24 protein-coding genes and 1 tRNA gene are annotated in these 21,395 nt (G+C 67.6%); 18 read left to right on the top strand and 7 right to left on the bottom strand.

Features of this window, described 5'->3' with window-relative positions; translation table 11 throughout:
• Positions 1–54: 54 nt before the first annotated feature.
• Complete coding sequence (locus tag CFB47_RS04675) at positions 55–411, bottom strand: hypothetical protein (RefSeq protein WP_089455743.1); 357 nt, start codon at positions 409–411, stop codon at positions 55–57.
• A 28-nt stretch (positions 412–439) separates the two neighbouring features.
• Complete coding sequence (locus CFB47_RS04670; RefSeq protein WP_089455742.1) at positions 440–892, bottom strand: DUF4279 domain-containing protein; 453 nt, start codon at positions 890–892, stop codon at positions 440–442.
• Between the two features lie 227 nt (positions 893–1,119).
• Between CFB47_RS04670 and CFB47_RS04665 the strand changes: the two genes are divergently transcribed.
• Positions 1,120–1,194: transfer RNA gene (locus tag CFB47_RS04665), tRNA-Gly, on the top strand.
• Positions 1,195–1,326: 132 nt separating this feature from the next.
• Complete coding sequence (gene trmB / locus CFB47_RS04660) at positions 1,327–2,094, top strand: tRNA (guanosine(46)-N7)-methyltransferase TrmB (protein ID WP_089460535.1); 768 nt, start codon at positions 1,327–1,329, stop codon at positions 2,092–2,094.
• A 116-nt stretch (positions 2,095–2,210) separates the two neighbouring features.
• Here trmB and CFB47_RS04655 read toward each other — a convergent pair whose 3' ends face one another.
• The 3 genes from CFB47_RS04655 to CFB47_RS04645 form a co-directional block, all read right to left on the bottom strand.
• Positions 2,211–3,041, bottom strand: coding sequence for an undecaprenyl-diphosphate phosphatase (locus CFB47_RS04655; protein WP_039367732.1), 831 nt, complete (start codon positions 3,039–3,041; stop codon positions 2,211–2,213).
• Between the two features lie 81 nt (positions 3,042–3,122).
• Positions 3,123–3,704 (bottom strand): DUF1439 domain-containing protein, encoded by a 582-nt coding sequence (locus CFB47_RS04650; protein ID WP_011351198.1) that lies wholly within the window; start codon positions 3,702–3,704, stop codon positions 3,123–3,125.
• A complete protein-coding gene (locus CFB47_RS04645; protein WP_242808683.1) occupies positions 3,701–4,027 on the bottom strand; it encodes a YkgJ family cysteine cluster protein in 327 nt (108 codons plus the stop codon). Before CFB47_RS04645 ends, CFB47_RS04650 begins: the two co-directional genes overlap by 4 nt.
• 161 nt (positions 4,028–4,188) lie before the next feature.
• Between CFB47_RS04645 and hemN the strand changes: the two genes are divergently transcribed.
• The 16 genes from hemN to ureG all read left to right on the top strand — a co-directional run bounded on the left by hemN (position 4,189) and on the right by ureG (position 19,024).
• A complete protein-coding gene (gene hemN / locus CFB47_RS04640) occupies positions 4,189–5,580 on the top strand; it encodes an oxygen-independent coproporphyrinogen III oxidase (RefSeq protein WP_089460534.1) in 1,392 nt (463 codons plus the stop codon).
• A gap of 79 nt (positions 5,581–5,659) precedes the next feature.
• A complete protein-coding gene (locus CFB47_RS04635; protein WP_006488573.1) occupies positions 5,660–5,917 on the top strand; it encodes a hypothetical protein in 258 nt (85 codons plus the stop codon).
• Between the two features lie 104 nt (positions 5,918–6,021).
• Positions 6,022–6,678, top strand: a complete 657-nt coding sequence (locus CFB47_RS04630; protein WP_089460533.1) for a protein-L-isoaspartate O-methyltransferase — start codon at positions 6,022–6,024, stop codon at positions 6,676–6,678.
• A gap of 14 nt (positions 6,679–6,692) precedes the next feature.
• Complete coding sequence (locus CFB47_RS04625) at positions 6,693–7,016, top strand: rhodanese-like domain-containing protein (RefSeq protein ID WP_089455739.1); 324 nt, start codon at positions 6,693–6,695, stop codon at positions 7,014–7,016.
• A gap of 430 nt (positions 7,017–7,446) precedes the next feature.
• Complete coding sequence (urtA, locus tag CFB47_RS04620) at positions 7,447–8,754, top strand: urea ABC transporter substrate-binding protein (RefSeq protein WP_089439406.1); 1,308 nt, start codon at positions 7,447–7,449, stop codon at positions 8,752–8,754.
• Between the two features lie 149 nt (positions 8,755–8,903).
• Positions 8,904–10,523, top strand: coding sequence for an urea ABC transporter permease subunit UrtB (gene urtB, locus CFB47_RS04615; RefSeq protein ID WP_089460532.1), 1,620 nt, complete (start codon positions 8,904–8,906; stop codon positions 10,521–10,523).
• A 1-nt stretch (position 10,524) separates the two neighbouring features.
• Positions 10,525–11,712: an urea ABC transporter permease subunit UrtC gene (gene urtC / locus CFB47_RS04610; RefSeq protein WP_089460531.1), complete on the top strand. Its 1,188-nt coding sequence runs from the start codon at positions 10,525–10,527 to the stop codon at positions 11,710–11,712.
• Positions 11,709–12,566 carry an urea ABC transporter ATP-binding protein UrtD gene (gene urtD / locus CFB47_RS04605; RefSeq protein ID WP_089455735.1) on the top strand — a complete coding sequence of 286 codons (858 nt, stop codon included), beginning with the start codon at positions 11,709–11,711 and terminating at the stop codon, positions 12,564–12,566. The genes urtC and urtD overlap by 4 nt, the downstream gene beginning before the upstream one ends.
• Before the next feature lie 4 nt (positions 12,567–12,570).
• Positions 12,571–13,263 (top strand): urea ABC transporter ATP-binding subunit UrtE, encoded by a 693-nt coding sequence (gene urtE / locus CFB47_RS04600; RefSeq protein ID WP_089461352.1) that lies wholly within the window; start codon positions 12,571–12,573, stop codon positions 13,261–13,263.
• 312 nt (positions 13,264–13,575) lie between these two features.
• Complete coding sequence (locus tag CFB47_RS04595; protein WP_089460530.1) at positions 13,576–14,451, top strand: urease accessory protein UreD; 876 nt, start codon at positions 13,576–13,578, stop codon at positions 14,449–14,451.
• 236 nt (positions 14,452–14,687) lie between these two features.
• Positions 14,688–14,990 carry an urease subunit gamma gene (ureA, locus tag CFB47_RS04590; RefSeq protein ID WP_006406310.1) on the top strand — a complete coding sequence of 101 codons (303 nt, stop codon included), beginning with the start codon at positions 14,688–14,690 and terminating at the stop codon, positions 14,988–14,990.
• Between the two features lie 8 nt (positions 14,991–14,998).
• Positions 14,999–15,304, top strand: a complete 306-nt coding sequence (locus CFB47_RS04585; protein ID WP_046545089.1) for an urease subunit beta — start codon at positions 14,999–15,001, stop codon at positions 15,302–15,304.
• Positions 15,305–15,332: 28 nt separating this feature from the next.
• Positions 15,333–17,039: an urease subunit alpha gene (gene ureC, locus CFB47_RS04580; RefSeq protein WP_089439400.1), complete on the top strand. Its 1,707-nt coding sequence runs from the start codon at positions 15,333–15,335 to the stop codon at positions 17,037–17,039.
• A 22-nt stretch (positions 17,040–17,061) separates the two neighbouring features.
• Positions 17,062–17,691: an urease accessory protein UreE gene (gene ureE, locus CFB47_RS04575; protein WP_089460529.1), complete on the top strand. Its 630-nt coding sequence runs from the start codon at positions 17,062–17,064 to the stop codon at positions 17,689–17,691.
• Positions 17,678–18,358, top strand: a complete 681-nt coding sequence (locus CFB47_RS04570) for an urease accessory protein UreF (RefSeq protein ID WP_089460528.1) — start codon at positions 17,678–17,680, stop codon at positions 18,356–18,358. The genes ureE and CFB47_RS04570 overlap by 14 nt, the downstream gene beginning before the upstream one ends.
• An 18-nt stretch (positions 18,359–18,376) precedes the next feature.
• Positions 18,377–19,024: an urease accessory protein UreG gene (ureG, locus tag CFB47_RS04565; protein ID WP_089460527.1), complete on the top strand. Its 648-nt coding sequence runs from the start codon at positions 18,377–18,379 to the stop codon at positions 19,022–19,024.
• Between the two features lie 63 nt (positions 19,025–19,087).
• Here ureG and waaA read toward each other — a convergent pair whose 3' ends face one another.
• Positions 19,088–20,443, bottom strand: coding sequence for a lipid IV(A) 3-deoxy-D-manno-octulosonic acid transferase (waaA, locus tag CFB47_RS04560; RefSeq protein WP_089460526.1), 1,356 nt, complete (start codon positions 20,441–20,443; stop codon positions 19,088–19,090).
• Between the two features lie 37 nt (positions 20,444–20,480).
• Positions 20,481–21,365, bottom strand: coding sequence for a Kdo hydroxylase family protein (locus CFB47_RS04555; RefSeq protein ID WP_089460525.1), 885 nt, complete (start codon positions 21,363–21,365; stop codon positions 20,481–20,483).
• Positions 21,366–21,395 lie beyond the last annotated feature (30 nt).

The raw sequence follows: 21,395 nt of genomic DNA, 5'->3' as shown, positions 1-21,395 counted from the left end.
CATGCACCAGCATCCAGCGAGCAAGCGACATCTCGAAAGCTGACAGTGGGCGGTTCATTTTCGGTTCTCAGGCAGATCGATCTGGCTACGCGTCAGGCATCGCGGCCAGGTTGCCGCGACACCGTTGTTTACGATGAAGACAAATCCGGTGAAGGCACGACCCGCGATCCGGATATAGCCGTTCCCGACGTTCTCGGCTATGAAATCGAGCGCTGGCTCCATCGGCAAGAAATCGCCGACCTTCGGGTGGACGTGGATGACGAAATCATCGGCCCCGATCGTGGAGAGCATTTTTCGCAGCAAGTCTCGATCGACGACGCCATGCCGAAAGAGGTGTATCCATTCGCACTTGACGAGATCGATCTGCGGATAGTGCTTGAGAACCAGCGAATGAACACGCCTCGGATTCATGTCGCTCCTTCGTGCGAACGGTCATTCATTACGCATGAGACGTCTCCGGAGCCATATCGGAAGACTCGTCTTCGACAGGTCCATACATGTCGAGATCGAGACTAATGCCCCTCGATCCTAATGCGAGCAGAGATGCAGCCGAAATCGAATCGCCATCGTTCCATCGGCCCATGAAGAGGCCGCAAAATATATCGGCCTTGTAGCGAGTCGTGATTGCCAGCCACACGTTGAGGTCGTCGGTCATTGCGGTGACCAGCTCTGCAATCTGGGCATCAAGATTTCCCGGTTCACGTGACGCCGCCCTCAGCGACCACTTCCCGAATCTGGCAATGCGGCGTTGTCCGGTCTTCCTGCTAACGAGCGCTTCTCCCTTCGCATGCGCATCAGTTGGAGCGCAACCGAGCAGTCGCGTGATTTCGCTCGGCACGAGATCGTCACCTATGATCCGGAGCGATGCCATTGTCTTTCTCAGGCGGGCCATGCACACCTCCCGATTTATTCCGGCTATCCCGCCGCAAGCCCTGTTCGTCTTGGCCGCTTGGGCACCGGCCGATTGAAGCGATCGGAACGCAATTGTCACCGACCGCGCCAACCCTGCTGAAGCCGGGAGTTTCCCGGCCTCGCACCCCGCTCACCCAAGCCAGCGCCACCGCCCTAAAACCTCCCCCTTGCCATCCCCACCCGAACCCCTGTAGAATTGCGCGTTCTGCGGGCGTCGTATAATGGCCATTACCTCAGCTTCCCAAGCTGATGACGTGGGTTCGATTCCCATCGCCCGCTCCACTTTCCGGCTGCATCGCAGCCTGCGCATGAGCCGCCTCGTCGAAGGCGGCTTTTTTGTACCATGTGCCGGTTCCCCCGGCGCACTGCTGCGCAACGGGCCCTCGCCCGCAACCGAGCCTTTCTCTGTCACCGATGATGCACGACGATCCGAACGAAGCCGGCCTGCCGCCGCACGACGACGCCATTCCTGACGAAGCCGCCGAAGGCGCCGACGCAGTCAATCCGCTGCACCACCGCCGTATCCGCAGCTTCGTGACGCGTGCCGGCCGCGTATCGACCGGCCAGCGCCGCGCGATGGACGAGCTCGGCCCGCGCTTCGTGGTGCCGTATGCGCCGGCGTTGCCCGACTGGGACGTCGTGTTCGGCCGCAGCGCACCGCGCATCCTCGAGATCGGCTTCGGCATGGGCGCATCGACTGCGGAAATCGCCGCGAGCCGCCCCGGCGACGATTTCCTCGGCGTCGAGGTGCACGAGCCGGGCGTCGGCGCGCTGCTGAAGCTGATCGGCGAGCAGGATCTGGCGAACATCCGCATCATCCAGCACGACGCGGTCGAAGTGCTCGAGCACATGCTCGCGCCGGAAAGCCTCGACGGCGTGCACATCTTCTTCCCCGATCCGTGGCACAAGGCGCGCCACCACAAGCGCCGGCTGATCCAGCCGCCGCTCGTCGCGCATCTCGCGTCGCGCCTGAAGCCCGGCGCGTACATTCACTGCGCGACCGACTGGCAGAACTACGCGGAACAGATGCTCGAGGTGCTCGGCGCGGAGCCGACGCTCGAAAACACGGCCGCCGACTACGCGCCCCGCCCCGACTACCGCCCGGTGACGAAGTTCGAACGGCGCGGGCTGCGGCTCGGCCACGGCGTGTGGGACCTGGTGTTCCGCAAGCGCGCAGGCTGAGCCCTCCCGCTGAGTCGGGCGCACGGCGCCCCGCTCCGGACAAGAAAAAGCCCGACCGGCCTATGCCGATCGGGCTTTTTCTTTTCATGCGAGACGCGCCGGCCTTCGTGTTCGCGTCACGCCCAGTTCAGCCAGCCGCTGTACCCGACCAGCAGCACGAACAGCCCGAACGCGATCCGGTACCACGCGAACACGGTGAAGTCGTGCGACGCGACATAGCGCAGCAGCCAGCGCACGCACACGAACGCGCTGACGAATGCTGCGACGGCGCCCAGCACGAACAGGCCGAGCGAATCGACGGTGAACGCCTGCCAGTCCTTGACGGTTTCATAGAGCGTCGCGCCGAAGATGATCGGGATCGCGAGGAAGAACGAGAATTCGGTGGCGACGCGCCGGTCGAGGCCGAACAGCATCCCGCCGATGATCGTCGAGCCCGAGCGCGACATGCCGGGGATCAGCGCAAAACACTGCGCGATGCCGACCTTGAGCGCGTCGAGCGGCGTCAGCGCATCGACCGACACCACGCGCGGCGGCTCGCTGCGTTCGCGCTGCCGCGCCTCGGCCCACAGGATGATCGCGCCGCCCACGACGAGCGCGAACGCAACGGGGACCGGCGAGAACAGCACGGCCTTGATCTTCTTCTCGAACAGGAGGCCGAGCGCAATGGCGGGAATCGTCGCGATCACGACGTTCAGCGTGAAGCGCCGCGCGTCGGGCCGGCTCGGCAGCCCGGACACGATGGACGCGATCCGTTGCCGGTATTCCCAGCACACCGCGAGGATCGCGCCGAACTGGATCACGACGTCGAACGTCTTCGCGTGTGAATCGTTGAAATTCAGGAAGCTGCCCGCGACGATCAGGTGACCGGTGCTCGACACCGGCAGGAATTCCGTCAGCCCCTCGACGACGCCGAGGATCAAAGCCTTGCAGATCAGGATCCAGTCCATCCGTGGCCCAACTCCGAAATGGTCGAATGAATGAGCCACTCTTCCGCGCGCGGCCCCCCTCCGGCCGAGCGCGATGCGTCGTCATTTTTCGACGATCGCCACGCGTATGCCGTTTGTAAGAATCGTAATTGTACCGGGTTCGTAGTTCACCCCGGCAAATTGCAGCTGTTCGGGCTTGAACGTGTAGATCGGATAGTTGGTCAGCAACTGCGTCGCGAGCAGGCCGGCGGCCGCGCCGACTTGCTGCGCGTACATCTGCGCGTCGCCGTCGAGCGCGAGGCTGTCGACGGCCGGCGACTTCAGCACGACCGAGCGGCTCGGCGCGTCGTACGCCAGTTGGCCCGACACGGTGAACTTGCCGCTGACGGGCGCACGCAGGAACGGGCTCACGAAGTGCGCATCGAGCTGCACGGCCACGCGGTTCTGGTCGGGCAGCAGGTTGACGGCGGGGTTCGCGAGCGACACGTCGACGACCTGCGCGACCGTCTTCTGGTACGGGAACTTGCGCGCGACGGCTTTCTGCACGTCACCGCGCGAGAAGGTGTAGTGATCGGGGATGAACGGGAACGTCGACGCGCACGCGGCGAGCGACAGCGTCACGCCGATGGCGCCGACGGTTGCGGCGAGAAAACGGCGCCGGCCGGGCGCGCAAGGTGCGGTCATGCTGAACACTCTCCTGGTTGCGACGGCCGCGTCGCGGCCTCGAGACGCGTGAGCCATGCGAGCGCGTCGTCGCGCGACGCGCCGCACATGTCCGCGGCCGGCTGCAGCCCGGAACAGCACGCGGGCCGCTCGGGGCGGCCGAAGATCCGGCAGCGCAGATCGTCGCCGAGCTGCACGCAGCGCACGCCGGCCGGCTTGCCGTCCGGCATGCCCGGAATCGGGCTGGAAATCGACGGCGCGATGCAGCACGCGCCGCAGCCCTCGCGGCACGCATGCGGCGGCGGGACGGCTGACGCCGGGCGGACAGGCAATTCGACGGACACTCGGCTCTCTCGAACGAACAACAAAAAACGGTGCGGCAACCGGACGCGGTGCCGGCAGCCCTACCCCGCATTGTGCCATCGCCGGCTGCGACGTTATTACACAATGCAGCCGAATCGCGCGTTTATATACTCGAAAGCATCTAAAAAAGCGCGAGACCGTCATGCATGCTGGTTCTGCCGACACACTGTTCCGTCCCGATTTGCTCGCGAAATACGGCGCGAACGGGCCGCGCTATACGTCGTACCCCACCGCGCTGCAGTTCCGCGACGATTTCGACCCGGCCGACTACGTGCGCGCGGCAACCGACCCCGGTGCATCGTCGAGCGAGCTGTCGCTGTACTTCCACATCCCGTTCTGCAACACCGCGTGCTTCTACTGCGGCTGCAACAAGATCGCGACCAACAACCACCGCCGCGCGCGCCCGTATCTCGACCAGCTCAAGCGCGAGATGGCGCTGCAGGCCGCGCTGTTCGATCCCGCGCGCCCGGTCACGCAATTGCACTGGGGCGGCGGCACGCCCACCTTCCTGTCGGACGACGAAACGGCCGAGCTGATGGCGGCCACCCGCGAGCATTTCGCGCTCGCGCCGGATGCCGACGCCGAATTCTCGATCGAGATCGACCCGCGCACGGTCACGCCCGCGACGCTCGTCCACCTGCGCAACATCGGCTTCAACCGGCTGAGCCTCGGCGTGCAGGATTTCGATCCGGTCGTGCAGCAGGCGATCAACCGCATCCAGCCGCTCGCGATGACGGCCGACCTGCTCTCCGCCGCGCGCACGACGGGCTTTCATTCGGTGAGCGTCGACCTGATCTACGGGCTGCCGCACCAGACCGTGTCCGTGTTCGCGCGCACGCTGGAAACGATCATCGAACTCGCACCCGACCGGCTGTCGGTGTTCGGCTACGCGCACATGCCGCACCTGTTCAAGATGCAGCGCCAGATCGACGACGCGACGCTGCCGCCGCCGGAAACGCGCATCGCGCTGCTCGGCCTCGCGATCGACATGCTGACGTCGGCCGGCTACGTGTACATCGGGATGGACCACTTCGCGCGGCCGTCCGACGAACTCGTGCGGGCGCAGAAGAACGGCACGCTGCAGCGCAATTTCCAGGGCTACAGCACGCGCGCGGATACCGACCTCGTCGGGTTCGGCGTGTCGTCGATCGGCAAGGTCGGCGACGTCTACGCGCAGAACGCGAAGGACCTGCCCGCGTACGGCGCCGCGCTCGACGCGGGCCGGCTGCCGATCGCGCGCGGCGTGCGGCTCACGCCCGACGACCGGCTGCGCCGCGACGTGATCACGCAGCTGATGTGCAATCTCGACCTGCCGTTCTCGCACGTCGAGGCCGCGCACGGCATCCGCTTCGCCGATCATTTCGCGCGCGAACTCGACGCGCTGCGCCCGTTCGAGCGCGACGGGCTGCTGACGGTCGCGGCCGACCGCCTGACGATCCATCCGGCCGGCCGGATGGTCGTGCGCAACATCGCTATGGCATTCGACGCGTATCTCGGCCAGACGCCGCAGCAGCGCTACTCGCGCACGGTCTGAGCCCGACGCGCCCGGCCGACCGCACGTGGGTGGCCGGTTTGATACAGTGTGGGGCTTACGCCCCGCCAGAATCCGCACGATGCGCACCACCAAAGCGACCCACGCGGTCGAACGCCTGAAGACCCGCTCCGGCAACCCGCAATTCGCGGCCGTCGCAATGGCGGGCGGCCTGTTCTATCTCGTCGACCGCTCCGGCGGCACCGCCGAGAAGCGCTGCGAGCCGCTGCCGCTCGACGAGTTCGTCAAGTTCGTCGACGAATTCGGCCCCAAAAAACCGCGCAAGGCGAGCAAGCTCGACCTCGCGTTCGAGGCGCAGATCAAGAAGAGCAAGGGGTAAAGGTCTGTTGCAGGCCGCCTGAAGGCTTCGCGGCCGCCCCGTTTGGTACAATCACGAAGTTTCTCTATCCCCGCTGATAGCCGATCAGGCTGCGTGACCACACCATGAATATCGAAAACGCGCGTTTCAACATGATCGAACAACAGATCCGGCCGTGGGACGTGCTGGATCTCGACGTCCTGGGCCTGCTGTCGATCGTCAAGCGTGAAAACTACGTTCAGGCCGAATACCGCGATCTCGCGTTCGCCGACCTCGAACTGCCGCTGCCCGGCGGCAACAGCAAGATGCTGTTCCCGCGCGTCGAAGCGCGCGTGCTGCAGGAGCTGACGGTCAAGAAGCACGAGAACGTGCTCGTGATCGGCGCCGGCTCGGGCTACCTGGCTGCGCTGTTCGCGCACCGCGCGCAGCACGTGACGGCCGTCGAGATCGATCCGACCAACGCGAAGTTCGCGGAAGACAACCTGCGCAACGACGGCGTGACCAACGCGGAAGTCGTCCTCGGCGACGGTTCGCGCGGCTGGGCCGGCAAGGCGCCGTATGACGTGATCTGCGTCGCGGGCGGCCTGCCCGTCGTGCCGCAGGAAATGCTCGAACAGCTGAAGGTCGGCGGCCGCCTCGCGGCATTCGTCGGCGGCCGTCCGGTGATGAAGGCGCAGATCATCACGCGCATCGACGACAAGCAGTACCGCGTCGCCGACGTGTTCGAAACGTACATCGACCACCTCGTCAACGCGATCGAGCCGTCGCGCTTCAAGTTCTGAGCGGCGGAGCCACCATGCAGATCCTGACGGCCGCGATGCTCGCGGAATGGCTCGGCGACAAGGCGCGCCCCGCGCCGGTCGTGCTCGACGTGCGCGAACCGTGGGAAATCGCGACCGCGCATATCGCCGGCAGCGTATCGATCCCGATGCAGCAGATTCCCGCGCGCAGCGAAGAGCTCGACGACGACGCGGAAATCGTCTGCGTGTGCCATCACGGGATGCGCAGCGCGCAGGTCGCGATGTTCCTCGAATCGCGTGGTTTCACGAAGCTGTACAACCTGCAAGGCGGGATCGACGCGTGGTCGCGCGACGTCGATCCGGCCGTGCCGCGCTACTGATCCTGCCCGCGGCGCATCACGCGCCGCGTCGCCGATCGGCACCCTGGCGCCGGCCGCACTGATCCCCCGAACGGGCACGCATCGCGTGCCCGTTTCTCTTTTCCGCTCCGGTTCATCACTTCAACGGCACCGCGCTGCGTCCTCGCCCTGCCCGCGTGATGTGAAGTCGTGGTGCACGACGGTTCCCGCACCGCGTGCAGGTGCAGGCACCGGAACGCGGAACCCCGACCGTGCACCATTTGCGCCCGTGAACCTGCACCGCGACGGACCGCGCATGCTGCACGACGCGTCATCCGCACCGTCCCGACGCCTCATATCGTCCCGCGCAGGCACGCCGGACGTGCATCCGCACGACTGGCACATGCCTTGCGTTACTCGTTGGCCGACGCCTTCACGGCGCACGCATATCCAACACGACAAGGGGATCCCGATGAAACGTCGCAGTCTGTTGAAGTTCGGTTCGATGGCCGGCGCACTCGCGCTCGCGGGCAAGAGCCCGTTCGCTCACGCGGCTGACGCGGGCACCGGCCCGATCAAGGTCGGCATCCTGCACTCGCTGTCGGGCACGATGGCGATCTCGGAGACGTCGCTGAAGGACACCGCGTTGATGACGATCGCCGACATCAACAAGAGCGGCGGCGTGATGGGCCGCCAGCTCGAGCCCGTGGTGGTCGATCCCGCGTCCAACTGGCCGCTGTTCGCGGAGAAGGCGCGCCAGCTGCTCACGCAGGACAAGGTCGCGTGCGTGTTCGGCTGCTGGACGTCGGTGTCGCGCAAGTCGGTGCTGCCGGTGTTCGAGGAACTGAACGGCCTCCTCTACTACCCGGTGCAGTACGAAGGCGAGGAAATGTCGCGCAACGTGTTCTATACGGGCGCCGCGCCGAACCAGCAGGCGATCCCGGCCGTCGAGTACCTGATGGGCGCGGAAGGCGGCGGCGCGAAGCGCTTCTTCCTGCTCGGCACCGACTACGTGTATCCGCGCACGACCAACAAGATCCTGCGTGCGTTCCTGAAATCGAAGGGCGTGAAGGATGCGGATATTCAGGAGGTCTACACGCCGTTCGGCCATAGCGACTATCAGACCATCGTCGCGAACATCAAGAACTTCTCGCAAGGCGGCAAGACGACCGTGATCTCGACGATCAACGGCGACTCCAACGTGCCGTTCTACAAGGAGCTCGGCAACCAGGGGATCAAGGCGACCGACGTGCCGGTCGTCGCGTTCTCGGTCGGCGAGGAAGAGCTGCGCGGGATCGACACGAAGCCGCTCGTCGGCCACCTCGCCGCGTGGAACTACTTCATGTCGGTGAAGAACCCGACCAACACGAAGTTCAAGGACCAGTTCGCCGCGTGGGTGAAGGCGAACAACCTGCCAGGCGGCGCGAAGCGCGTGACCAACGACCCGATGGAAGCGACCTACGTCGGCATCCACATGTGGAAGCAGGCCGTCGAGAAGGCGAAGAGCACCGACGTCGACAAGGTGCGCGTCGCGATGATCGGCCAGACCGTCGCCGCGCCGTCGGGCTTCACGCTCGCGATGGACGGCAACCATCACCTGCACAAGCCGGTGATGATCGGCGAAATTCGCGGCGACGGGCAGTTCAACGTGGTGTGGAAGACCAAGACCGCGGTGCGCGCGCAACCGTGGAGCCCGTTCATCGCGGGCAACCAGGGCAAGCCGGACATCGTCACGTCGATCCCGGCCTTCCTGCGCCGGCAGCGCGCGGCGCTCGCCTGATGCAGCGCAGTACGTCGCGTGTCACGCGCGACGTACTGCTCGCACGCCGATGCCGCCCCCGCTGCGCGGGCCGCGCTTGCCGTGATGAACCGCACGCGCCCGCGCATCGCCGCACGCATCCGCTTTCCCACGCCCGACAGGATTTCCCGATGCCTACACGCTTTCGCCGAGCCGCCGTCGCGTTCGTCGCGTGCGCCGCCCTCGCGGGCGGGCTGCCGCACGCCGCGTTCGCGTTGACGGCCGCCGATACCGCCGCGCTCGCCGGCGACGATTTCGACGCGAAGACGGCCGCGATCGAACGGCTCGCCGCCGACGCCGATCCGCGCGCCGTCGCGCTGCTCAACGCGCTGTCGACCGGCGACGCGCTCGCGACCGGCGACGGCCGCCTGCTGATCCAGACCGGCGACACCGCGCACGACGCGCTCACGCAGGCTGCGACGCCGGCCGGCGACGCGCAACCCGTGATGCTGAACAACCTGCTGCGCACGAAGATCGCGGGCGCGCTGTCGGGGCTCGCGCTCGCGTCGCCCGACGTCGCCGCACGCCGCGACGCGATCGATGCGTTGCTGAAATCGCCCGACCCGGCGCTCAAGCCGATGATCGACCGCGCGCGTGCGAAGGAAACCGACCCCGCGCTGAAGCGCCGCCTCGATGCGTTGTGGGCGATCGCCGCGCTGCACGATGCCGATCCGGCGAAGCGCCTCGAAGCCGTGCAGGTAGTGGCCGCGCGCCACGACCTCGACATGATCGAGCAGTTGCGCCCGCTCGTCGCGAAGAACGCCGACGGCAGCTATGCGGAGCCCGACGCGCGCGTGCGCGACGCCGCGCAGCAGGGTCTCGACACGCTGCACGCGTTGCAGCGCCGCGGCGAGATCGTCGGCACGCTGTTCGCGGGCCTGTCGCTCGGCAGCGTGCTGCTGCTCGCCGCGCTCGGCCTCGCGATCACGTATGGGCTGATCGGCGTGATCAACATGGCGCACGGCGAATTCCTGATGATCGGTGCGTACGCAACCTATGTCGTGCAGACGCTGATCCAGCGCTACGCGCCCGGCGCGTTCGACTGGTATCCGCTCGTCGCGGTGCCGGTGTCCTTCGTGACGGCCGCGCTCGTCGGCATCGTGCTCGAACGGCTCGTGCTGCGGCACCTGTACGGCCGCCCGCTCGAGACGCTGCTCGCCACCTTCGGCGTGAGCCTGATCCTGATCCAGGCGACGCGGATGCTGTTCGGCGCGCAGAACGTGCAGGTCGTGAACCCGTCGTGGATGAGCGGCGGCGTGACCGTGATGCAGAACCTGATCCTGCCGTACAACCGGCTCGCGATCCTCGCGTTCGCGCTCGCCGTCGTATTCGTCGCGTGGGCCGTGCTGACCAAGACGCGGCTCGGCCTGTTCGTGCGCGCGGTCACGCAGAACCGCCGGATGGCCGCGTGCGTCGGCGTGAAGACCGCGCGCGTCGACGCGTATGCGTTCGCGTTCGGCGCGGGCATCGCGGGCCTCGGCGGCTGCGCGCTGTCGCAGATCGGCAACGTGGGCCCCGACCTCGGCCAGAACTACATCATCGATTCGTTCATGGCGGTCGTGCTCGGCGGCGTCGGTCAGATCGCCGGCACCGTGCTCGGCGGCTTCGGGCTCGGCCTCGCGAGCAAGGCAATCGAGCCGTTCTGGGGCGCCGTGCTCGCGAAGATCGCGGTGCTCGTAATGATCGTGCTGTTCATCCAGAAACGTCCGCAGGGCATGTTCGCCCCGAAGGGCCGCAGTGCGGAGGCTTGACGTGACTTCACTCACCCCCTCCCTGTCGAACCCGGCAGCCGACTCGCCGCAGCCGGCTGCCGCCGCACGCGCGGAAGAGCGCTTCGCGCTCGGCCTGCCGCCCCGCCCCGCACTGTTGTCGCGGCGCGCGTGGCTCGCGCTGATCGCGCTGTGCGTCGCGATCGGCATCGGCGTGCCGCTCGCCGCGCTCGTCGCGCCCGAGTCGAGCGCGTTCCATCTGTCCGCGTACGCGATGACGCTCACCGGCAAGCTGATGTGCTACGCGATCGCCGCGCTCGCGCTCGATCTCGTGTGGGGCTACTGCGGGATCCTGAGCCTCGGTCATGGGCTGTTCTTCGCGCTCGGCGGCTATGCGATCGGCATGTACCTGATGCGCGAGATCGGCCGCGACGGCAAGTACGGCAGCGACCTGCCCGACTTCATGGTGTTCCTCGACTGGCACCAGTTGCCGTGGTACTGGAGCGGCACGCAGCACCTCGCGTGGGCGCTCGCGCTCGTCGTGCTCGTGCCGGCCGTGCTCGCGTGGGTGTTCGGCTTCTTCACGTTCCGTTCGCGCGTGAAGGGCGTGTATCTGTCGATCATCACGCAGGCCATGACGTTCGCGGCGATGCTGCTGTTCTATCGCAACGAGACCGGCTTCGGCGGCAACAACGGCTTCACCGACTTCAAGCGCATCGCCGGCTTCGCGATCACGTCGCCCGGCACGCGCACGGTGCTGTTGCTGCTGACGTTCGCCACGCTCGTGCTCGCGTTCATCGCCGCGCGCGCGATCGTCACCAGCAAGCTCGGGCGTGTCGTCACTGCGGTGCGCGACGGCGAGACGCGGCTGATGTTCCTCGGCTACAGCCCGCTCGCGTACAAGCTGTTCGTGTGGACCGTGTCGGCCGTGCTGTGCGGCATCGCGGGCGCGCTGTACGTGCCGCAGGTCGGCATCATCAACCCCGGCGAGATGTCGCCCGGCAACTCGATCGAGATGGCGATCTGGGTCGCGGTGGGCGGACGCGGCACGCTGATCGGGCCGATCGTCGGCGCGTTCGCCGTGAACGGCGCGAAGAGCCTGTTTACCGCCTACTTCGCCGAATACTGGCTGTTCTTCCTCGGCCTGATCTTCGTGCTGGTGCCGCTGCTGCTGCCGCGCGGGATCATGGGCCTCGTCGAAACCGTGCTCGCGAAGGGGAAACGCGCATGAACGGAACGGCCCTCTACCAATTCACGCCGCCGCCCGAGGACGAAGGGCGGGCCGTCAGCGGCACCGCGTCGATGGGGCGCGTGGTGCCGGCCGGCATCGACACGTCGCACGGCACGATCCTCTACCTCGAGGATATCGAGGTGAGCTTCGACGGCTTCCGCGCGCTGAAGAAGCTGTCGCTCGCGATCGACGCGGGCGAGCTGCGCTGCGTGATCGGCCCGAACGGCGCGGGCAAGACGACGATGATGGACGTGATCACCGGCAAGACACGTCCCGACGCGGGCAAGGTGTTTCTCGGCCAGACGATCGACCTCGCGCGGATGAACGAGCCCGAGATCGCACGCGCGGGCATCGGCCGCAAGTTCCAGAAGCCGACCGTGTTCGAACAGCATCCGGTGTGGGAGAACCTCGAGCTCGCGATGCAGACCGACAAGGGCTGGCTCGCGTCGCTGCGGGCCCGGCTCGACCGTGCCGCGCAGGCGAAGATCGAGGAGACGCTCGCGCTGATCGGCCTCGAAAGCCAGGCGTTTCGCGCGGCCGGCGAGCTGTCGCACGGGCAGAAGCAGCGGCTCGAGATCGGCATGCTGCTGATGCAGCGCCCCGCGCTGCTGCTGCTCGACGAGCCCGCAGCCGGGATGACCGACCACGAAACGATGGAACTCGCCGAGCTGCTGAACACGTTGCGCGGCACCTGCTCGATGATGGTCGTCGAGCACGACATGGAATTCGTCGCGGCGCTCGCGGGCGACACCGGCCGCGTGACGGTGATGGCCGAAGGCGCGGTGCTCGCGCAAGGCACGCTCGACCAGGTCAAGCGCGACGACGCGGTGATCGAGTCTTACCTTGGACGATGATGCGATGCTGAAGATCGATGCACTGAACCAGTACTACGGCGGCAGCCATATCCTGCGCAACGTGAGCCTCACCGCCGACGACGGCAAGCTCACCGTGCTGCTCGGCCGCAACGGGGTCGGCAAGAGCACGCTGCTGCGCTGCCTGATGGGCGTCGTCGCCGCGAAGAGCGGCAGCGTGTCGTGGCGCGGCACCACGCTCGGCGCGATGCCGCCGTATGCGCGCGTCGCGGCCGGGCTCGCCTACGTGCCGCAGGGCCGCGACATCTTTCCGCGGCTGACCGTCGAGGAAAACCTGCTCGTCGGCGCGGCGAGCCGCAAGGCGCCATCGAAGGTGCCCGACCGCATCTACGACCTGTTCCCGGTGCTGAAGGACATGCGCGCGCGACGCGGCGGCGACCTGTCGGGCGGCCAGCAGCAACAGCTCGCGATTGGCCGCGCGCTGATGAGCGAGCCGCAGCTGCTGATCCTCGACGAGCCGACCGAAGGCATCCAGCCGTCGATCATCCAGGACATCGGCCGCACGCTGCGCCAGCTCGTCGACGAATCGAAGATGACCGTGCTGCTCGTCGAGCAGTATTACGACTTCGCCCAGTCGATCGCCGACCGCTACTGGGTGATGAGCCGCGGCGAGATCGTCGCGGGCGGCGACGCGCACGAGATGGAAGCGAACGGCGTGCGCGAACTGATCGCGGTGTGACGTGCGGAGATTCCGACCTCGTGATCCTTGCGCTGATTATTTGCAGAACATCAAATGAAGTCGCTATTTTCCGCAAACACTCAACGCGTATCCGACCGGGAACATGCGCCGGCTGACGCGGTGACCGACACCACGCCAACAAACCAGGTGTAGCGGCGCCAGCAACGTGGCGTCATTTCCGCACCACCTCCCCGGGCGCGCACGGAGCGGAATCGCGGCTCTGCCGAATCTGCTGCTTTCACGGCGCGCGGCATCTGCATTATTGTTGCGGTAGCATCCTCGTTCCCCGCGCCCGTCCCCTGCTTCCCGCCGATGTCCGCCCCCGATTCCCACGCCCCGCTGTCCCGCCCCGCCGTCGCCAAGTCGTGGCGCGGCCGCCTCGAACTCGGCTTCGAGCGGCACGGCGCGCGCACGACGCTCGCGCACCGACTGCACGACGGCCCGCTGCGTGTGCAGCGGCCGCTGTATCCGGAAGGCGATGCGATCTGCCACGCGGTGATCGTCCACCCGCCGGGCGGCGTCGCGGGCGGCGACCGGCTCGACATCGACATCGCGCTCGGCGACGGCACGCACGCGGTGCTGACGACGCCCGGCGCGACCAAGTGGTACAAGTCGAACGGGCTGGACGCGACGCAGCGCATCGGCATCACGGTCGGCGAACACGCGAAGCTCGACTGGCTGCCGCAGAACAACCTGTTCTTCGATTCGGCGCATGCGTCGCTCGATTTCACGGTCAAGCTCGGCACAGGCGCCAGCGCGATCGGCTGGGATGCAACGCAGCTCGGCCGGCAGGCGGCCGGCGAAACCTGGTCGGCGGGCCGCATCGCGTCAACTTCGGCGCTCGTCGCTGCCGACGGCCGGCCGCTGTGGACCGAACGCGCGCTGCTCGATGCACACGACCCGCTGCGAGGCGCGCTGCAGGGTCTCGCCGGCTTTCCCGCGTACGGCACGCTGTGGGCCACTGGCGCCGCGTGCGACGCCGCGCTCGCCGAATCGCTCGCCGCACGGATGCCGTTCGATGGCACGCTGCGCGCGGGCGCGACCTGCGTGACGCCGGGCGTCGTGCTGGTTCGTGCGCTGTCGACGTCGATGGAAGCGCTGCAACGCCACTTCATCGAGTGCTGGCTGCATCTGCGGCCGATCGTGCACGGCGTCGATGCACGGCCGCTGCGCCTCTGGCAAACCTGAGCGCGGTCATACCACGCACCGTTTCGGCGCAGCGTCGCGGCCGGCGCTGCACGTTGCCCATGCATCGCGCACCACAAGCGCGCATTCCACTGCGTTCCATGCACATGGCACGCGCCTTGCTCCTTACATAACCGATACACGACGCACGCAAAACAGCGCGGTGCTACGATGAACCGCGCGTCCGCCCCGTTGCGCGCGCACCGATAAAAATTACGTTTTACTGAACGTTTGCCTTCATGAAACTGACTCCCCGCGAGAAGGACAAGCTGCTGATCTTCACGGCGGCGCTGCTGGCCGAGCGCCGTCGCGCACGCGGCCTGAAGCTCAACTATCCGGAGGCGGTCGCCTTCATCACCGCCGCGCTGATGGAAGCCGCGCGCGACGGCAAGACGGTCGCCGAGGTGATGCACTACGGCACGACGCTGCTCACGCGCGACGACGTGATGGACGGCGTGCCGGAGATGATTCCCGACATCCAGGTCGAGGCGACCTTCCCCGACGGCACGAAGCTCGTGACCGTCCATCACCCGATTCCGTGAGGCCCCGCATGATCCCCGGCGAAATCCTCACCGACGACGGCGAACACGAACTGAACGCGGGCCGCGCGACGCTGACGCTCGTCGTCGCGAACACCGGCGACCGCCCGGTGCAGGTCGGCTCGCACTACCACTTCTTCGAAGTCAACGACGCACTGTCGTTCGATCGCGCGGCCGCGCGCGGCTTTCGCCTGAACATCGCGGCCGGCACCGCCGTGCGCTTCGAGCCGGGCCAGACGCGCACCGTCGAACTGGTCGCGCTCGCGGGCGATCGCGCCGTCTACGGTTTTCAAGGCAAGGTGATGGGGCCGCTGTAAGCCGCGCCCCGCTCTTCAGGAACAACACATGACACTACGCTTGAGCCGCCGCGCGTACGCGGAAATGTTCGGGCCGACGACGGGCGACCGCGTCCGGCTCGCCGATACCGAGCTGCTGATCGAGATCGAACGCGACTACACGACCTACGGCGAGGAAGTGAAATTCGGCGGCGGGAAAGTGATCCGCGACGGAATGGGCCAGTCGCAGCGCGTGGCCGCCGACGTGCCCGACACGATCATCACGAACGCGGTGATCCTCGATCACTGGGGCATCGTGAAGGCCGACATCGCGATCAAGCACGGCCGCATCGCCGCGATCGGCAAGGCCGGCAACCCGGACATCCAGCCGGGCGTGACGATCGCGATCGGCGCCGCGACCGAAGTGATCGCCGGCGAAGGGCTGATCGTGACGGCCGGCGGCATCGACACGCACATCCACTTCATCAGCCCGCAGCAGATCGACGAGGCGCTCGCGTCGGGCGTCACGACGATGCTCGGCGGCGGCACGGGGCCGGCCACCGGCACCAACGCGACGACCTGCACGCCGGGGCCGTGGCACATGGAACGGATGCTGCAGGCCGCCGACGGCTGGCCGATCAACCTCGGCTTTCTCGGCAAGGGCAATGCGAGCCTGCCGCAGCCGCTCGTCGAGCAGATCGCGGCCGGCGCGATCGGGCTGAAGCTGCACGAGGACTGGGGCACGACGCCCGCGGCGATCGACAACTGCCTGTCCGTCGCCGACGACACCGACACGCAGGTCGCGATCCACACCGACACGCTGAACGAAGGCGGCTTCGTCGAATCGACGGTCGCCGCGTTCAAGGGCCGCACGATCCACACGTACCACACCGAAGGCGCGGGCGGCGGCCATGCGCCCGACATCCTGAAGGTGTGCGGCGAGTCGAACGTGCTGCCGTCGTCGACCAACCCGACACGCCCGTACACGATCAACACGCTCGACGAGCACCTCGACATGCTGATGGTGTGCCATCACCTCGATCCGTCGATCGCCGAGGATCTCGCGTTCGCCGAATCGCGCATTCGCCGCGAGACGATCGCGGCCGAGGACATCCTGCACGATCTCGGCGCGCTGTCGATGCTGTCGTCCGACTCGCAGGCGATGGGCCGCGTCGGCGAGGTGATCATCCGCACCTGGCAGACCGCGCACAAGATGAAGGTGCAGCGCGGCGCGCTGCCGGAAGACAGCACGCGCAACGACAACTTCCGTGCGAAGCGCTACGTCGCGAAGTACACGATCAACCCGGCGCTCACGCACGGCATCGCGCACGAAGTCGGCTCGATCGAGCCGGGCAAGTGGGCCGACCTCGTGCTGTGGGAGCCGGCGTTCTTCGGGATCAAGCCGTCGATGATTTTGAAGGGCGGGATGATCGCGATGGCGCAGATGGGGGACCCGAATGCGTCGATCCCGACGCCGCAGCCGGTCCACTATCGCGAGATGTTCGCCACCCGCGGCGGTGCGCTCGCGCGCACGTCGCTGACCTTCGTGTCGCAGATGGCCGCCGATGCGGGCATCGCGGAACGCTACGGGCTCGCGAAGCAGATCGTGCCGGTGCGCAACTGCCGCAACGTGACGAAGGCCGACATGATCCACAACGCGTGGCGCCCGTCGATCAGCGTCGACCCCGAAACCTACGACGTGATCGCCGACGGCCAGTTGCTCACCTGCGAGCCAGCCACGGTGCTGCCGATGGCGCAGCGCTATTTCCTGTTCTGACCTGATTGCCGGCTTTCGATTCATGCGCACCCTCGACAAACGCATTGCCCCGAACGTGAAACTCGCCGCGTCGCTCGTCGCGCGCGCGCCGACGCTCACGCTCACCTACGACGCCCGCTGCAAGAGCCGCCTCGCGGCGACGCTCGACACCGGCGAGGACGTCGCGGTCGTGCTGCCGCGCGGCACGATCCTGCGCGACGGCGACGTGCTCGTCGCCGACGACGGCGCCCTCGTGCGCGTTGCCGCGGCGCCCGAGACCGTGCTGCGCGTGCGCGCGGCCGACCCGCTCACGCTGATGCGCGCCGCGTACCACCTCGGCAACCGCCACACGCCGGTCGAGATCGGCGACGGCTACCTGAAACTCGAAGCCGACCCGGTGCTCGCGGACATGCTGCGCCGGCTCGGCACGCAGGTCGAGGAGACCGTTGCACCGTTCCAGCCGGAAGCCGGCGCGTACGGCGGCGGCCACAAGCACGGGCACGATGCGACCTTCGCCGAGGACTACGCGCTCGCGCAGCAGGTGTTCGGCGAGCATCACGGCCACTCGCATTCCCATTCACACGACCACGACCACGACCACGACCACGACCACGACCACGACCATCAGCATGGTCCCGGTTGCGCGCACGGCCACGGCCATGACCACCACTGAACTCGTCGCGCTGCTGCATCTTGCATCGCCTGCACTGCCGATCGGCGCGTTCAGCTATTCGCAGGGGCTCGAAGCGGCACTCGACGCGAACCTGATCCACGACGCGGATACCGCGCGCGACTGGATCGCGAGCGGCCTGACCGACGTGCTCGCGCACGGCGAGCTGCCGTTCCTCGCGCACCAGCTCGCGCGCTGGCACGCGCACGACGCGCCGGCGCTCGCCGCCGAGAATGCGTGGTTCATCGCGAGCCGCGAATCGGCGGAACTGCGCCGCGAGACCGAACAGATGGGCTGGTCGCTCGCGCGGCTCTGCGCGTCGCTCGAATGGGGCGATGGCGCGCGCCGCGCGACGCTCGCGGCGATTGCGCCGATCGCGCTGCCCACCGCATTCGCGTACGCCGCTGCCGCGCACGACGCGAGCGCCGATGCGGTGCTCGCCGCTTATGCATTCGGCTGGGTCGAGAACCAGACGTCCGCCGCGCTGAAGGCCGTGCCGCTCGGCCAGCTCGCCGGGCAACGCATCATCGTCGCGCTGCGCGGTGCGATCGACGCGGCCGTGCGCCGCGCGCTCGCGACGCCATCCGACGCCGTCAACACGTTCGCGCCGCAACTCGGCATCCTGTCCGCGCGGCACGAAACCCAGTATTCGCGGTTGTTCCGCTCCTGAACCCGACGCTTATCCGCCATGAACGCACTTGCTCCCTCCACCGCCCGCCGCACGAAGAAACTGCCGCCGCTGCGCGTCGGCATCGGCGGCCCCGTCGGCTCCGGCAAGACCACGCTGCTCGAAATGCTGTGCAAGGCGATGCGCGACCAATACGACCTCGTCGCGATCACCAACGACATCTATACGAAGGAAGACCAGCGGCTGCTGACGGTCGCGGGCGCGCTGCCCGAGGAACGCATCATGGGCGTCGAGACGGGCGGCTGCCCGCACACGGCGATTCGCGAGGACGCGTCGATCAACCTCGAGGCCGTCGACCGGATGCTGTCGCGCTTTCCCGACGCCGACATCGTGTTCATCGAATCGGGCGGCGACAACCTCGCGGCGACCTTCAGCCCCGAGCTGTCGGACCTGACGATCTACGTGATCGACGTGGCGGGCGGCGAGAAGATTCCGCGCAAGGGCGGCCCCGGCATCACGAAGTCCGACCTGCTCGTGATCAACAAGACGGATCTCGCGCCGCTGGTCGGCGCGAACCTCGACGTAATGGCGTCCGACACGAAGAAGATGCGCGGCGAGCGGCCTTACGTGATGACGAACCTGAAGGCGCTCGAAGGCGTCGCGGACGTGATCGCGTTCATCGAGAAAAAGGGTTTGCTGACGGTCTGAGCGACGTGGCGGCGCCTCACGGTGCCGCCACATCGGCTTCCGGCGGCATTGCGCCGCCATCGTCTAGTCGTCGGACGGGTCCTGCGCGTCCGGCAGCGAGCGCACGCCGCGTTCAGCGGGCGGCAACAGTGCCGCGAGCACGTCGACCGTACGTGCGGTCGCGCCGCGATGACGCGATGCGAACGCCGCGCCGGCCGCGCCCATTGCGATGCGCCGCGCCTTGTCGGCGAACAGCGCGTCGAGCACGTGTGCGAGATCGAGCGGATCCTCGACCTGCAACGCCGCGCCGGCCGCGACGGCGTCGGCGGTCGCCTGCGTGAAGTTGAACACGTGCTTGCCGATCAGCACCGGCACGCCGACCGCGCACGCTTCGATCAGGTTCTGGCCGCCGAGCGGCAGCAGGCTGCCGCCGATGAACGCGATGTCGGCCGCCGCGTAATACGCGCCGAGCTCGCCCATCGAATCGCCGAGCAGCACCGTCACGTCGTCCGGCAGCGGCTCGGCAGCCGGCCTGCCAGACGCGAGCGCGGCCTTGTCGGCCGCCCACACCGAGCGTCGCACACACTTGAGCCCGCTGCGCTCGACGAGCGCCTCGACCTCCGCGAAACGCTGCGGATGACGCGGCACGAGCACCAGCAGCGCGCCGGGCGTGCGCATCGCCGCGAATGCGTCGAGCACCAGCGCCTCCTCGTTCTCGCGCGTGCTCGCGGCCACCCACACGGGCCGCGTGCCGATCGCCTCGCGCCACGCATGGCCGCGCGCCGCGAGTTCCGGGGGCGTCGTCATGTCGAACTTCAGGTTGCCGAGCACGGTCACGTTGCGCGCGCCGAGCGACGTCAGCCGCTCCGCATCGGCCGGGCTCTGCGCGAGCACGCGCGAGAAGCCGCCGAACACGTCGTGCGTCGCCGCGCCGAACTTCGATGCCCGCCGGAACGAACGCGCGGACATGCGCGCATTGGTCAGCACCAGCGGCACGTCCGCACGGCGGCACTCGTCGATCAGCGTGGGCCACACCTCGGTTTCCATCACGAGGCCGAGCGTCGGCCGCCACGCGCGCACGAAACGCCGCACCGCGCCGGGCATGTCGTACGGCAGGTAGCAGCGCTGCACGCGATCGCCGAAGATCTGTTCGCCGGTCGCGCGGCCGCTCGGCGTCATGTGCGTGAGCAGGATCCGCGCGTCGGGCCGCGCGTGCATCAGCGCGTCGATCAGCGGCTGCGCCGCGCGCGTCTCGCCGACCGAAACCGCGTGCACCCAGATCAGCGGCGCACGGTCGTCGCGCGAGCGGCCGGCCACGTGGCCGAAGCGTTCGCCGATGTGTTCGCGATAGCCGCGTTCCTTGCGCGAGCGCACGTATAGCCGGATGACGGCGATCGGGGCGACGAGCCACCACAGCGCGCGATAGATCACCCTCAGCATGCCGCGCCCCTGGTCTTGCTGCGACGAAAATGCGCGCTCAAACCAGCGCCCTGCCCGTCAGGCGTTCGAGGATGCCGAGCGGCGCGCATTCGCGGCGCACCATCGCATCGACCGGCAGGAAGAAGGTCTGTTCGAGCATGAACTGGCCGGACATCACAGCGTGCGAAGTCTGATCGGAGAAACATATCCACACGCTGCCCGGCGGAAACGGCATCGTTTGCTGTGGACAAGTCTTCTGGTAGTCGAGATCGGCCTTCATGCTGTCGTGCAGGTTCAGCATCAGGTGGTCGTACGCGCTGCGCGGCGACTTCGTCACGTGCATCAGGTTCAGCAGCCATGCGGCGCCCGGCAACTGCGGCTTGATGTGCGGCAGGAAACGCTTCGCGACGTCCTCGAACGGCTCGCCGACGCGCCACACGCGCGGCACGCCGGCCGGGTTCACGTTCGTGAACACGCGCAGGATCCGCTCGCCGTAATTGGGCCGCGACGGGAACGCGTCGACGTGCAGCCGGCTGTCGTCCTTGCGCCACGACGTCTGGCGCGTCTCGACCTGCATCAACCGCAGGCTCGTCGGCGCGACGCGCAGCTTGCCGCGGTATTCGGGAAAGAGGCCGTCGACGAGCGTGCCGGCCTGCTGCTGGAAGCGCGCGACGAGCGCGCGCACCGCCGACTGCGTGACGCTGTCGCCGAGCACGCCGGCGAGCGCGCCGCCGTTCGGCGCGAGGCTGATGTTCTTGCGTTTCGGGTCGGCGAGCGCCGGATCGAGCAGCGCTTCCTCGCCGCCTTCGATCGCGAAACGCAGGTGCGGAAAATACAGCACCTTGCCTTCCTCGACGGCGGCCAGCAGTTGCTCGCGCGGCGCCGACAGGTTGTGTCCGCTCCAGTCGGCGGACGGGACTTCGATGATCTGGGATTCGCTCATGTTCGGTTCGCGTGGGTTCGCGCGTGTGAC

This window comes from Burkholderia sp. AU27893, assembly GCF_002223205.1.
In the GTDB taxonomy this organism is placed as follows: Bacteria; Pseudomonadota; Gammaproteobacteria; order Burkholderiales; family Burkholderiaceae; genus Burkholderia.
The sequence above is the reverse complement of the archived record's forward strand: the minus strand, read 5'-3'. Positions and strand labels throughout refer to the sequence as shown.

What these genes read in the sequence shown, in the direction of transcription:
- CFB47_RS04675 (WP_089455743.1), bottom strand. Translation starts at nt 411, where the DNA reads ATGAATCCGAGGCGTGTTCATTCGCTGGTTCTCAAGCACTATCCGCAG.
- CFB47_RS04670 (WP_089455742.1), bottom strand. Translation starts at nt 892, where the DNA reads ATGGCCCGCCTGAGAAAGACAATGGCATCGCTCCGGATCATAGGTGAC.
- trmB (WP_089460535.1), top strand. Translation starts at nt 1,327, where the DNA reads ATGATGCACGACGATCCGAACGAAGCCGGCCTGCCGCCGCACGACGAC.
- CFB47_RS04655 (WP_039367732.1), bottom strand. Translation starts at nt 3,041, where the DNA reads ATGGACTGGATCCTGATCTGCAAGGCTTTGATCCTCGGCGTCGTCGAG.
- CFB47_RS04650 (WP_011351198.1), bottom strand. Translation starts at nt 3,704, where the DNA reads ATGACCGCACCTTGCGCGCCCGGCCGGCGCCGTTTTCTCGCCGCAACC.
- hemN (WP_089460534.1), top strand. Translation starts at nt 4,189, where the DNA reads ATGCATGCTGGTTCTGCCGACACACTGTTCCGTCCCGATTTGCTCGCG.
- CFB47_RS04635 (WP_006488573.1), top strand. Translation starts at nt 5,660, where the DNA reads ATGCGCACCACCAAAGCGACCCACGCGGTCGAACGCCTGAAGACCCGC.
- CFB47_RS04630 (WP_089460533.1), top strand. Translation starts at nt 6,022, where the DNA reads ATGAATATCGAAAACGCGCGTTTCAACATGATCGAACAACAGATCCGG.
- CFB47_RS04625 (WP_089455739.1), top strand. Translation starts at nt 6,693, where the DNA reads ATGCAGATCCTGACGGCCGCGATGCTCGCGGAATGGCTCGGCGACAAG.
- urtA (WP_089439406.1), top strand. Translation starts at nt 7,447, where the DNA reads ATGAAACGTCGCAGTCTGTTGAAGTTCGGTTCGATGGCCGGCGCACTC.
- urtB (WP_089460532.1), top strand. Translation starts at nt 8,904, where the DNA reads ATGCCTACACGCTTTCGCCGAGCCGCCGTCGCGTTCGTCGCGTGCGCC.
- urtD (WP_089455735.1), top strand. Translation starts at nt 11,709, where the DNA reads ATGAACGGAACGGCCCTCTACCAATTCACGCCGCCGCCCGAGGACGAA.
- urtE (WP_089461352.1), top strand. Translation starts at nt 12,571, where the DNA reads ATGCTGAAGATCGATGCACTGAACCAGTACTACGGCGGCAGCCATATC.
- CFB47_RS04595 (WP_089460530.1), top strand. Translation starts at nt 13,576, where the DNA reads ATGTCCGCCCCCGATTCCCACGCCCCGCTGTCCCGCCCCGCCGTCGCC.
- ureA (WP_006406310.1), top strand. Translation starts at nt 14,688, where the DNA reads ATGAAACTGACTCCCCGCGAGAAGGACAAGCTGCTGATCTTCACGGCG.
- CFB47_RS04585 (WP_046545089.1), top strand. Translation starts at nt 14,999, where the DNA reads ATGATCCCCGGCGAAATCCTCACCGACGACGGCGAACACGAACTGAAC.
- ureC (WP_089439400.1), top strand. Translation starts at nt 15,333, where the DNA reads ATGACACTACGCTTGAGCCGCCGCGCGTACGCGGAAATGTTCGGGCCG.
- ureE (WP_089460529.1), top strand. Translation starts at nt 17,062, where the DNA reads ATGCGCACCCTCGACAAACGCATTGCCCCGAACGTGAAACTCGCCGCG.
- CFB47_RS04570 (WP_089460528.1), top strand. Translation starts at nt 17,678, where the DNA reads ATGACCACCACTGAACTCGTCGCGCTGCTGCATCTTGCATCGCCTGCA.
- ureG (WP_089460527.1), top strand. Translation starts at nt 18,377, where the DNA reads ATGAACGCACTTGCTCCCTCCACCGCCCGCCGCACGAAGAAACTGCCG.
- waaA (WP_089460526.1), bottom strand. Translation starts at nt 20,443, where the DNA reads ATGCTGAGGGTGATCTATCGCGCGCTGTGGTGGCTCGTCGCCCCGATC.
- CFB47_RS04555 (WP_089460525.1), bottom strand. Translation starts at nt 21,365, where the DNA reads ATGAGCGAATCCCAGATCATCGAAGTCCCGTCCGCCGACTGGAGCGGA.